Origin of the sequence: Streptococcus porci DSM 23759 (genome assembly GCF_000423765.1) — a bacterium.
Classification (GTDB): domain Bacteria; phylum Bacillota; class Bacilli; order Lactobacillales; family Streptococcaceae; genus Streptococcus; species Streptococcus porci.
The window spans coordinates 166,591-178,814 of sequence record NZ_KE384090.1 but is presented as its reverse complement, the minus strand read 5'-3'; the positions used below and the strand labels follow the sequence as shown (position 1 = coordinate 178,814).

Here is a 12,224-nt window from a genome sequence, read left to right as displayed (position 1 = left end):
TTGTTGAGCAATAGAATGTAATGCGCCAGGAAATGAGCGAAAATCATTTATTCAAAAATAGGATGGTAACCTATCTGCCATGACACAAATAATGATAATGATACTTCTGACCGTTCAGGCTGCCATCGTAAAAGGACAGCGGGTGGAATTCCCATGATTGATTTAACCAGTCATACCCACAATGGATGAAAATATCAAAGAGAGAAGTAGTTATGAAAATAAAATTTGTATCTGTTGAAAATAGTATCGCTGAATGGGCAGATAAAAAAGCACTAATGAGAAGATGGGAAGGATTAAATCAATATACTTTGAATAGATGGTTAAGTCAAATGAGAGAAAATAAAGAGTTTAAAGATTATGTAATCAATCCGACCCATAAATTAGTCTTTATTAATTTAGAAGGATTTGAAGAGTTTTTAAGATGGAAACAAAGGGCGGTAAAATAAAGAAAATCGTGGTATAATAGACATTGTCAATTTTTCTATTAAATATAGTTTCGATTTTCTTTTAGATAATACTAAAGTGGGCGATATTATGTATTATAGAACACGAAAAAATGCTAAAGGGGAAACTCGTTTTGAAGTAGTTGAAAAATACAAGGATCCACTTACAGGAAAGTGGAAAAATGCTACAGTAACTTTTTCAAACGACACTTCAAGGTCTCGTATAGATGCTGAAAGAAGATTGATTGATAAGATTGATAAAATAGTCAACAACGTAGAATATCAATATAATCCTCAAAAAATCAAGACATTTGGTCAATTGAAACAAAATTGGTTAGAAACTTGGTCTGTTTCAGTGAAACCGCAAACTGTCAAAAGAGAAGCCTTTGTGTTAAAGAGATTAGGAGATATTATTGGTGATGACTTCTTGCTTGAAAGCATTACGCCATTACTTATGAAAATTTTGATATTAAATGTATTCGAGAAGGAAAGCAAAAAATTATTGGGTATGAAATGGTTTGGTGAAATCAGTCTAAATTTGGTGACTTTTTGGTGACCTGATAGAATTTTGACAAGTTTACCACCGTCAAACCCCTGCTAGGAAAGGAATTATACACTCATGGCAATTATTCAATGGTTTCCAGGGCACATGTCCAAGGCACGCCGTCAGGTGCAAGAGAATCTCAAGCATGTTGATTTCGTGACTATTTTGGTCGATGCAAGGCTCCCCCTATCCAGTCAAAACCCTATGCTGACCAAGATTGTCGGTGACAAGCCAAAATTGATGATTCTCAACAAAGTCGATTTAGCTGACCCTGTTCGTACAAAAGAATGGCAGAGCTACTTTGAAGGTCAGGGCATTCGTACCCTTGCTATCAACTCAAAAGAACAAGCGACGGTGAAAAAGGTGACCGACGCAGCCAAGAGTCTGATGAAAGACAAGATTGAACGTCTCCGCCAAAGAGGGATTCAAAAAGAAACCCTACGGACCATGATTATCGGTATTCCAAACGCAGGAAAATCTACCCTTATGAACCGTCTTGCTGGTAAGAAAATCGCCGTCGTCGGCAACAAACCAGGTGTGACCAAGGGACAGCAGTGGCTCAAAACCAACAAGGACTTGGAAATCTTGGACACGCCAGGGATTCTCTGGCCTAAATTCGAAGATCAGCTGGTCGGCTTAAAATTAGCTCTAACAGGCGCTATCAAGGATCAACTTTTGCCTATGGACGAGGTGACGATTTTTGGTCTTAACTATTTCAAAGAAAATTATCCAGAGCGCCTCCAAGAGCGTTTTAAGGGGATGGACTTGGAGCAAGAGACACCAGAACTCATAATGGAATGGACGCAAAAATTAGGTTTCCGAGATGACTATGACCGCTTTTACAACCTTTTTGTCAAGGACGTTCGGGACGGGCGTTTAGGCACTTATACATTAGACAGGGTGAGTGACTTAGATGGCGACCGTTAAGGAAATTAAAAACCAGCTGGCAGAGCTGACCGATTTGTCAGACCCTCGCTGGTCTAATTTTGAAGCGGATCAGCGGGCTGGAGTTCAAGTAGCAATCAAACAACGCCGCTCTGCTATTTTCAAAGAAATCCAAGAAGATGAGCGTTTGGAAAAAATGCTGCGCTACGAAAGGAATCTGTATGCGCAAGGCTTTGAGTTTATCGCAGGGATTGATGAGGTTGGTAGAGGGCCACTAGCAGGGCCCGTTGTGGCAGCCTGTGTTCTTTTGCCCAAAAATTGTAAAATTAGAGGCCTTAATGATTCGAAGAAGATTCCCAAAGCTAAGCATGATAAAATCTATCAGGCAGTGCTTGATAAAGCTTTAGCAGTCGGTATTGGTGTTATGGACAATCAGGTCATTGACCAAGTCAACATCTATGAGGCAACTAAGCTTGCCATGCTTGAAGCTTTGGGGCAGTTAGAGCAGGTACCGCAACACCTTCTTATTGATGCCATGACATTGGATACGCCAATTCCTCAAACATCGATTATCAAGGGTGATGCTAATTCTCTTTCCATCGCAGCGGCGTCCATCGTTGCCAAGGTGACCAGAGACAAGATGATGACAGACTACGATACCCAGTATCCCGGCTATGCCTTTGCCAAAAACGCTGGTTATGGGACTGCTGAACATTTGGCAGGACTGGCAGAGTTTGGGGTAACGCCTATCCACCGTAAAAGCTTTGAGCCCGTGAAAGGAATGTTAGGATATAGTGAGAGAACTTAAAAAAATGCTAGCAGGGGAATTTTACAATCCTGCGGACCCAGAAATCCAGTCGCTTCGACAGATTCGTCAAGAGAAAATGGCGCTTTTTAATGCTGAAGAGGATGCAAGTAAGCGCTCTGACCTGCTCAAATCTTGGTTTGGAGCGACGGGGGACAATCTCCATATGGAGCGCACCTTTTCCTGTGATTATGGCTGTAATATCTATGTCGGAGAGAATTTTTATGCTAATTTTAATCAGACTTTCTTGGATGTTTGTGAGATTAGGATAGGAGACAACTGCATGTTAGGTCCTAATTGCCAACTATTGACACCTCTGCACCCACTAAATCCCAGCGAGCGCAATTCTGGTTTAGAGTATGGAGCACCTATTACTATTGGAAACAATGTCTGGCTAGGTGGTGGTGTGACAGTATTGCCAGGGGTAACCCTGGGAGATAATGTCGTGGTTGGAGCTGGTTCAGTCGTTACTAAATCTTTCCCCGCTGATGTGGTCATTGCAGGCAACCCTGCTAGAGTTATTAAGAAAATCAACAGTTGAGCTTGTCTCAACTTTTTTTCGTCTTCACGAATAATCAAGTGGAGGTTATTTATGAATAATTTTGATTTGTATAAGTTGCGAAAAGCGGGGCTGACGAACCTAAATATTCTGAATGTATTGGATTATCAGGAGCGAGTTGGCAAGTCGCTTTCCCTGCGTGATATGGCGGTGGTTTCTCAGTGCAAAAATCCAGTCCTTTTCATGGAAAAGTTTAAAAATCTGGACAGCAAAAGCCTTCGTGAGGAGTTCAACCGTTTTCCGAGTCTGTCCATTCTAGATAAAGAGTACCCGCTGGAGTTGAAAAATATCTACAATCCTCCCGCTCTGCTCTTTTACCAAGGCAATTTAGAACTTCTCAATAAGGGAAAGTTGGCGGTCGTGGGTTCACGCAAATGCTCGGAGATTGGCGCTCAGTCGGTGGCTAAGATTATCAAGGAGCTGGGGAATCGCTTTGTCATTGTTTCTGGCTTGGCACGGGGGATTGATACTAGCGCACATGTGGCGGCTTTGAAAAATGGCGGAGCGACCATTGCTGTCATCGGTTGTGGCCTTGATGTCTACTATCCAAAGGAAAACAGTAAGTTGCAGGACTATATTTCCAGAAATCAACTTCTCTTAACTGAGTATGAAGTGGGGCAGGAACCAAAGAAATTTCATTTTCCAGAACGTAATCGCATTATCGCCGGGCTTTCCCAAGGCGTCATCGTGGCAGAGGCTAAAATACGTTCGGGCAGTTTGATTACCTGCGAACGTGCCATGGAGGAAGGACGGGATATTTTTGCTGTTCCAGGCAATATCTTAGATGGAAAATCTGATGGTTGTCATCAGCTAATCCAAGAGGGAGCAAAATGCATCACATCAGGTTTTGACGTCATTTCTGAATACAACTAAATAAGGACTTTTTCCTATAGGAAAAAGTTTTTTGTTGACAGGAAGAAAAAACTAGGTTATCATGCTATAGATTTATAGAAAATAAAGGAAAATCTATGGCAAGTGCAACAGCCACCACGGCAAAGAAAACAGGTAAGAAAAAAAATAGTACTTCTAAGAAAAACTTAGTCATCGTTGAGTCGCCTGCAAAGGCAAAAACCATTGAAAAATATCTAGGACGTAACTATAAGGTTGTGGCATCGGTCGGTCATATCCGTGATTTGAAAAAATCTAGCATGTCCATCGACTTTGAAAACAATTATGAGCCTCAATACATCAATATTCGTGGCAAAGGTGATTTAATCAAGTCTCTCAAAAAAGAGGCTAAAAATGCAAAACAAGTCTATCTGGCGAGTGACCCGGATCGAGAGGGGGAAGCTATTTCTTGGCATTTAGCTCATATCTTGGATTTGGATTTGTCCGACAAAAACCGCGTGGTTTTCAATGAAATCACCAAGGACGCTGTCAAGAGTGCCTTTGTAGAACCTCGCCAGATTGATATGAACTTGGTCAATTCCCAGCAGGCGCGCCGTGTTTTAGACCGTATTGTAGGTTACTCCATTTCTCCCTTGCTGTGGAAAAAGGTTAAAAAAGGTCTATCGGCTGGACGTGTGCAATCCGTTGCGCTTAAGTTGATTATTGACCGTGAAAATGAGATTAAGGCTTTTAAACCAGAAGAATACTGGACCATTGACGGTGCATTCAAAAAAGGAACCAAGAAATTTGAGGCATCTTTTTATGGACTTGATGGCAAAAAGTTGAAACTTGCTACCAATGACGATGTTAAAGTGGTGCTGTCACGCATCAAGGGTGATGACTTTAATGTCGACAAGGTTGAAAAGAAAGAGCGTCGCAGAAATGCTCCCTTACCTTACACAACTTCGTCTCTGCAACAAGACGCAGCAACCAAAATTAATTTCCGAACCAGAAAGACCATGATGGTTGCGCAGCAATTATACGAAGGAATCAATCTAGGTTCTGGTCAACAAGGTCTCATCACCTACATGCGTACTGACTCAACTCGTATCAGCCCCATCGCACAAAGTCAGGCGGCAACTTTTATTAGTGAACGATTCGGAGAAAAGTATTCTAAGCATGGAAGCAAGGTGAAAAATTCATCAGCAGCTCAAGATGCCCATGAGGCTATCCGTCCGTCCAATGTTTACCAGACGCCTGAATCCATTGCAAAATATTTGGATAAAGACCAACTTAAACTATACACCCTGATCTGGAATCGTTTCGTGGCTAGCCAGATGACGGCTGCTGTCTTTGATACCGTCAAAGTGACCTTGTCGCAAAATGGTGTCATTTTTATAGCCAATGGAAGTCAGGTCAAATTTGACGGCTACATGGCGGTTTACAATGACTCTGACAAGAACAAAATGCTTCCTGATATGGCTGAAGGAGATAGTGTTAAGAAAGTTCTGGCATCACCAGAACAACATTTCACTCAACCACCAGCACGTTACTCTGAGGCAACTCTCATTAAGACCTTAGAGGAAAATGGAGTGGGGCGCCCATCTACCTACGCTCCAACTTTGGATGTTATCCAGCGACGTTACTATGTCAAATTAGTTGCTAAACGCTTTGAACCGACAGAACTTGGGGAAATTGTCAACTCTCTCATTATCGCCTTTTTCCCAGATATCGTGGACGTCAAATTTACTGCTGAGATGGAAGGTAAGTTGGATGAAGTTGAGATTGGCAAGGAGCAGTGGCAGAAGGTTATTGACGCTTTCTATCAACCCTTTGCTAAGGAATTGGAAAAAGCAGAGACAGAGATTGAAAAAATTCAAATCAAGGATGAGCCAGCAGGATTTGATTGCGATCTTTGTGGTCATCCAATGGTCATCAAATTAGGACGCTACGGCAAGTTTTACGCCTGCAGCAACTTCCCAGATTGCCATAACACCAAAGCTATTACTAAAGAAATTGGTGTGCTCTGCCCAACCTGCGGTCAAGGTCAAATCATTGAGCGCAAAACCAAGCGCAATCGTATTTTCTACGGTTGTGACCGCTACCCAGACTGTGACTTTACATCATGGGATATTCCAGTTGGGCGTAACTGTCCCAAGTCAGGTCATTATTTGGTCGAGAAAAAAGTTCGCGGCGGTGGCAAACAGGTTGCTTGTAGCAGTGAAGACTGTGACTATAAGGAAGAAAAAGTCAAATGATTCAGGAGGACTACCTTTATTTCAATGAAGGTAGTTCTTTTTGTTAATGGCTGATTTCTGATATAATAGCAAAAAAGGAGTTTTCTATGACACTTAAAATGGTTGTAACCGACATGGACGGGACCTTTCTTAGTGGCTATAATAGTTATAATGAAGAGAGGTTCGCAAGAGTTTTTACAGAGTTAAAAAAGCGCGAGATTCCTCTTGTTATCGCTACTGGCAATAATATGAAGCGACTGACAGATCTCTTTCCTAATCACGCTAATCAGCTGACCTTTATTGCTGAAAATGGGGCTCAGCTTGTCCATCGTGGAGAAGAATTGTACTCGCTTTTTATGGACATGACCGAGCAGGAGCAGTTACTAGACTTTTTAGAGGACTCATTTTCTGATGAGCATCTCTTTTTGTCTGGAAAAGATAGGATTTATATCTTGAGCAGCCTGCCAGTTGAGCAAAAAAATCTCCTCTCACCATTCTTCAACCGAATGGAAGTCATCCCTCATCTCAATCAGGTTGCCAATCAGCCGATTTACCGAATTACCATGCAAGTTGAAGAGGACTTCAACCGTAAAACGGCAATGATTTCGCAGCGTCTTGCTGGAACAAATTTACGACTGGTGGAGACGGGATTTAATTGCTTCGATATATTACCCAAGGCAGTACATAAGGCCGTGGGACTGAAATTTTTGATGAAAGAGTGGCAGATTTCTCCTTCAGAAATCATGGTTTTTGGTGATAGCGCTAATGATCTTGAAATGTTATCCTTGGTCGACCAGTCTTACGCTATGGCAAATGCAACAGATGTCGTTAAGAAAGTGGCGAATTTTATGGCACCTGCTAATACTGAGGATGGCGTTTTACGAGTTTTGGAAAGCTTTTTGGGAGGGAAATAACATGTTTGAAGCAGAAGTCATCACTCCAGAGTTAGCTGTCTATCATCAAAAGCGTCTAGCTCAGTTCACAGCTGAAAATACGTCTATTCCTCCAGGGGGGATAGTCTTTGTCGGAGATTCAATCACCGAATTTTTTCCTTTGAAAAAGTATCTGGGTAGAGAGTTACCTCTAATCAACCGAGGGATTGCAGGGACGGATACTGGTTGGCTGCTTGCACATATGGACGAGCAGATCCTTGCTCTTTCACCAAGCAAAATTTTCCTTATGATTGGTATTAACGATTTGGGTATGGGCTACTCGGTAGCCGATACGGTGGGGAAAATAGCAGAGCTGGTGAGCCAGCTTCGCCTCATGGCTTGTCAAGCAGACATCTACGTGATATCTGTTCTCCCAGTTAATGAAGCGCCAGCTTTTTCCAAAACCGTCAAAATTAGGAATAATCGTGATATTCAGGCCTTGAATAGCGCTCTTGAAAACTTACCAGGTCTGGAATTTATCAATCTCTACAGTCTTTTTCTCAATGATGAGCAGCAGTTGTCGCTAGAGTCAACAACCGACGGCCTTCACTTGAGCCAGTTGGCTTATCAGCGACTTGCAGATACTCTTCGCCCTTATCTGACATAATTATGGTATAATCAGAATATGAATTTTGAAAAGAAGCATGTTTATTACATTATTGTGACCTTTACTCTCTGTTATATGGTTCAGACCTACTGGCAGACGGGTGCACATTTTATCGGGACCATCTGGTCTGCGAGTCAGCCCTTCCTGATTGGGGCTGCCATTGCCTACGTGGTCAATATTGCCATGTCTGCTTACGAGCGTCTTTTTGGTATGCTTTTAGATGGGACAAAAGCAGAGGGCTTCAAACGCGGTTTGTCTATGATTCTGGCTTATCTGACCTTTGTTGTGGTAATTGTCTGGATTTTCTCTATTGTCCTGCCTGACTTGATTTCCAGTCTAAAATCTCTATTAACGATTGACACCTCTGGTTTTAACCAATGGATCAATCAAATGAACGACAACAAATATGTGGCTAAAGTGCTAGGATATTTGGGGCAAGACACGGATTTAGCCAAAATGCTCAGCTCTTATAGTCAGCAGATTTTGCAGCAAGTTTTGACACTTCTAACAGGTGTTCTAACCTCGGCGTCCACGGTTGCTTCCACTCTTTTGAATGTCTTTGTCAGCCTGATTTTTTCTCTATATGTCTTAGGAAATAAGGAACAACTAGGCAGACAAGCAGGACTTTTAGTGGATACCTACCTAGGCAAATATGCTAGTAAGGTTCGTTATGTCTTTGGGATTTTGAACAGACGTTTTCATGGATTTTTTGTCAGTCAGACACTCGAAGCTATGATTTTAGGAACGTTGACGGCACTTGGTATGAACTTGTTCGGCTTTCCTTATGCGGCAACGATTGGAGTTCTCGTTGCGTTTACGGCCATCATTCCAGTTGTCGGGGCCTATATCGGGATGACTATTGGCTTTATTTTGGTGGCAACGCAGTCTTTCAGTCAAGCTATTTGGTTTGTGGTCTTTTTGGTTGTTTTGCAACAATTTGAAGGTAATTTCATCTATCCGCGCGTGGTAGGGGGGTCTATTGGTCTTCCAGGTATGTGGGTCTTGATGGCTATCACAGTCGGCGGAGCCTTAGCTGGTATTCCAGGTATGTTGATGGCGGTTCCACTAGCAGCTAGCCTCTATCAAATCGTTAAAGATCATGTTAGTAAAAGGCAAAAACGAAGCGCAGAAAGACTTTAAAAATAATACACCCCAAAAGTTAGATGCCATATCTAGCTTTTGTTTTTATAAATATACAAAACCGAAGTTTAATACTGATGATAGAATGTGATGAAAATCTGAAGAATATTAGAATAACAGATAGCTAGGAATGTCATAATTATAAGGATTTTTTTTTTTTTTTTATAATTATTGTATAAAATTGATTTTTTTGGATATTTACGATATAATGTTGGAGATATAAATTACATGGTTAATAACTTTAACTGAGGCATATTATATAAAAGAGGAGATTAGAGTGTTCAGGGGCATAGAGGAGGACGCTTCTTCGTCTACATACGATTATCTAGTTGTTGGTGCAGGTCTCTTTGGAGCAATTTTTGCCCATGAAGCAGCTAAAAAAGGAAAAAGAGTTCAGGTTATCGAAAAACGTGACCATATCGCAGGTAATATTTTTACTAAGGAAGTTGAAGGGATTCAAGTTCATGAATATGGGGCACACATTTTTCATACATCTGATAAAGAGATTTGGGATTATGTGACTCAATTTGCAGAGTTTAATCGGTACACCAATTCACCAATAGCTAATTACAAAGGGGAGATTTATAACCTTCCTTTCAATATGAATACCTTTAATAAACTCTGGGGCGTGATAACACCAGCAGAGGCTCAGTCTAAGATTGACGAGCAGCGTGAAATTCTTCGAGGGAAAACGCCTGAAAACTTAGAAGAACAAGCTATTTCTTTGGTTGGTACAGATATTTACGAAAAACTTATCAAAGGTTACACCGAAAAACAATGGGGCAAGCCCACAACTGAGCTACCGGCCTTTATCATTCGCCGTCTGCCAGTGCGCTTGACATACGATAACAATTATTTCAATGACACTTATCAAGGGATTCCTATCGGAGGCTATACGCAGATTGTTGAAAAAATGCTGAGTCATGACAATATCGATGTTGCGACAGGAGTTGATTTCTTTGACAGGAAAGAGGAGTACCTAAAGGAGTTTCCTAAAATTGTCTTCACAGGGATGATTGACCAATTCTTTGATTATAGACTTGGAGAACTTGAATATAGGAGCCTCCATTTTGAAACAGAAACATTGGATATGGAAAACTACCAAGGCAATGCTGTCGTTAATTACACAGACGCGGAAACGCCCTATACGCGTATTATTGAGCATAAGCATTTTGAGTTTGGTACACAACCAAAGACAATCATAACTAAAGAACATTCAATAACATGGAAAAAAGGTGATGAGCCGTACTATCCAGTTAATAACGACAAAAACAATCATCTCTACAAAGAATATAGGAAACTGGCTGAAAAACAGGAGAATGTTATTTTTGGCGGTCGTTTAGGCCAATACCGTTACTATGACATGCACCAAGTCATTGCAGCAGCCTTACAGTGTGTGAGAAATGAATTAGGAGAGTAGTTTAGGATGGCTTTAACACGTAATCAGAAGAAAATTATTTTAATGGTTGTGGATACATTGTTGATTATTTGTTCACTGTATCTAAGTCAAGACTTTTTAGATATTATTACACAGATAGCTAGAGATTATTTTAGGGTTGCGATTATCTTAATTCCGCTATTTTATCTCATTATAGCCTATATTTTTAAAGTGTTTTCAGTGATAAATCGTTTTACGGATTATAGGAGTCTCGGATACGTTGCCATTTCTATCCTGCTAAGCTATTTCTTTTTTACAGGTTTTTCTTTCTTTGCTTTTAATACCTTTAGTTTGAGATTTATTTTTCTAGGTGTCTTGCTTTCCTATATTATGGTAATTACACCAAGGCTTCTTTGGAGATTTATCTACGAGTTTAATAACAAAGATAAATCGGAAAAAATTATTAAAAAGAAGAAAACGTTAGTGATTGGAGCAGGTTCTGGAGGAAGTCTTTTTATCCGCACTGTTCAAAACGGAGATACTGACATCGAGATTGTTGGGATTCTTGATCAAGATTTAAATAAGAAAGGTAGTTATCTCCACGGCGTAAAAGTCTTGGGAAATCGGTATGATATTCCAAGACTGGTTCCAGAGCTAGAAGTAGATCAAATTACCATTGCAATCCCTTCTATCGCTGCCAGTGACCAAGAAGCTATCTTGGATATCTGTCAAGAAATCAATGTTCCTGTTACTATTATGCCTCCTGTTGAGGAGTTGGTATTGGGAAATGTCAAAACTAAACAATTAAAAGAAATTGATATTGCAGACTTATTAGGACGCAAAGAAGTTGTCCTTGACCAAAGCCAACTTAGTGAGTTTTTCGCTAGTAAAACAGTTCTTGTGACTGGAGCAGGAGGGTCGATAGGTTCAGAAATTTGTCGTCAAATTTCGAATTTTACTCCAAAACGCTTGTTGTTGCTAGGACATGGTGAAAATTCTATTTACTTAATTCATCGTGAGTTAACTAATAAGTATAAGGATAAGTTTGAAATTGTACCAATTATCGCCGACATTCAAGATCGTGAACTAATTTTTAGTTTAATGAACGATTATCGACCAGATGTGGTCTATCATGCAGCAGCACATAAACACGTGCCACTGATGGAATACAATCCTAAAGAGGCTGTCAAAAATAATATTTTTGGAACTAAAAATGTAGCGGAGGCAGCTAAGGCAGCAGGAGTTGCTAAGTTTGTGATGGTATCAACAGATAAGGCTGTTAACCCGCCAAATGTTATGGGGGCAACAAAACGAGTCGCTGAAATGATTGTAACTGGTCTAAATGAAGCAGGTAAGACCCAGTTTGTGGCAGTACGTTTTGGTAATGTATTAGGCAGCCGTGGTAGTGTCGTTCCGGTCTTTAAGGATCAGATTGCTAAAGGTGGTCCATTAACCGTGACAGACTTTAGAATGACACGTTATTTCATGACCATACCAGAGGCAAGTCGCTTGGTAATTCAAGCAGGGTATCTTGCTCAGGGTGGCGAAGTCTTTGTTCTTGATATGGGAGAGCCAGTTAAAATCCTTGATTTGGCTAAAAAAGTTATTAAACTCAGTGGACATACTGTAGAGGAAATTGGTATTATCGAATCAGGGATTCGACCAGGAGAAAAACTTTATGAGGAACTTCTGTCATCTGAAGAGCGCGTAAGTAATCAAGTTCATGACAAGATTTTTGTTGGAAAAGTAACTCCTAAACCATTACCAGAAGTTGAAGCATTCATTGGAAATCTTCTTGAATTAGAAGTGCCGATTTTAAAACAAAACTTGATAAGTTTTGCAAAGCAGGAATAAGGAAGTAGTCCC

The 12,224-nt window shown here is 40.7% G+C and carries 11 protein-coding genes and 1 pseudogene; all 12 read left to right on the top strand.

The genetic code is table 11. From position 1 onward, the window contains the following. Window positions 1-212 precede the first annotated feature (212 nt). The 12 genes and pseudogenes from G576_RS0111820 to G576_RS0111765 all read left to right on the top strand — a co-directional run bounded on the left by G576_RS0111820 (window position 213) and on the right by G576_RS0111765 (window position 12,212). Window positions 213-446 (top strand): hypothetical protein, encoded by a 234-nt coding sequence (locus G576_RS0111820; RefSeq protein ID WP_027974784.1) that lies wholly within the window; start codon window positions 213-215, stop codon window positions 444-446. 88 nt (window positions 447-534) lie between these two features. Further along, a pseudogene (locus tag G576_RS12895) lies at window positions 535-930 on the top strand (tyrosine-type recombinase/integrase); the annotation flags it as partial. Between the two features lie 132 nt (window positions 931-1,062). Next, window positions 1,063-1,914 carry a ribosome biogenesis GTPase YlqF gene (gene ylqF / locus G576_RS0111810; protein ID WP_027974783.1) on the top strand — a complete coding sequence of 284 codons (852 nt, stop codon included), beginning with the start codon at window positions 1,063-1,065 and terminating at the stop codon, window positions 1,912-1,914. Next, window positions 1,901-2,680 carry a ribonuclease HII gene (locus G576_RS0111805; protein WP_027974782.1) on the top strand — a complete coding sequence of 260 codons (780 nt, stop codon included), beginning with the start codon at window positions 1,901-1,903 and terminating at the stop codon, window positions 2,678-2,680. The genes ylqF and G576_RS0111805 overlap by 14 nt, the downstream gene beginning before the upstream one ends. Beyond that, window positions 2,667-3,218, top strand: coding sequence for a sugar O-acetyltransferase (locus G576_RS0111800; RefSeq protein ID WP_027974781.1), 552 nt, complete (start codon window positions 2,667-2,669; stop codon window positions 3,216-3,218). Before G576_RS0111805 ends, G576_RS0111800 begins: the two co-directional genes overlap by 14 nt. 51 nt (window positions 3,219-3,269) lie before the next feature. Further along, the gene (gene dprA / locus G576_RS0111795) at window positions 3,270-4,109 is read left to right on the top strand and encodes a DNA-processing protein DprA (RefSeq protein ID WP_027974780.1); all 840 of its coding nucleotides are present in this window, start codon (window positions 3,270-3,272) and stop codon (window positions 4,107-4,109) included. A 95-nt stretch (window positions 4,110-4,204) separates the two neighbouring features. Beyond that, complete coding sequence (gene topA, locus G576_RS0111790) at window positions 4,205-6,322, top strand: type I DNA topoisomerase (protein ID WP_027974779.1); 2,118 nt, start codon at window positions 4,205-4,207, stop codon at window positions 6,320-6,322. Window positions 6,323-6,408: 86 nt separating this feature from the next. Continuing rightward, window positions 6,409-7,215, top strand: coding sequence for a Cof-type HAD-IIB family hydrolase (locus G576_RS0111785; RefSeq protein ID WP_027974778.1), 807 nt, complete (start codon window positions 6,409-6,411; stop codon window positions 7,213-7,215). A 1-nt stretch (window position 7,216) separates the two neighbouring features. Next, on the top strand, window positions 7,217-7,840 hold the full coding sequence (locus G576_RS0111780) for an SGNH/GDSL hydrolase family protein (RefSeq protein WP_027974777.1): 624 nt from the start codon (window positions 7,217-7,219) through the stop codon (window positions 7,838-7,840). Window positions 7,841-7,858: 18 nt separating this feature from the next. Further along, window positions 7,859-8,980, top strand: a complete 1,122-nt coding sequence (locus G576_RS0111775; RefSeq protein WP_027974776.1) for an AI-2E family transporter — start codon at window positions 7,859-7,861, stop codon at window positions 8,978-8,980. A 277-nt stretch (window positions 8,981-9,257) separates the two neighbouring features. Next, window positions 9,258-10,400, top strand: coding sequence for a UDP-galactopyranose mutase (gene glf, locus G576_RS0111770; RefSeq protein ID WP_245563043.1), 1,143 nt, complete (start codon window positions 9,258-9,260; stop codon window positions 10,398-10,400). A 6-nt stretch (window positions 10,401-10,406) separates the two neighbouring features. Beyond that, complete coding sequence (locus tag G576_RS0111765; protein WP_027974774.1) at window positions 10,407-12,212, top strand: polysaccharide biosynthesis protein; 1,806 nt, start codon at window positions 10,407-10,409, stop codon at window positions 12,210-12,212. The last annotated feature ends 12 nt before the right edge of the window (window positions 12,213-12,224 follow it).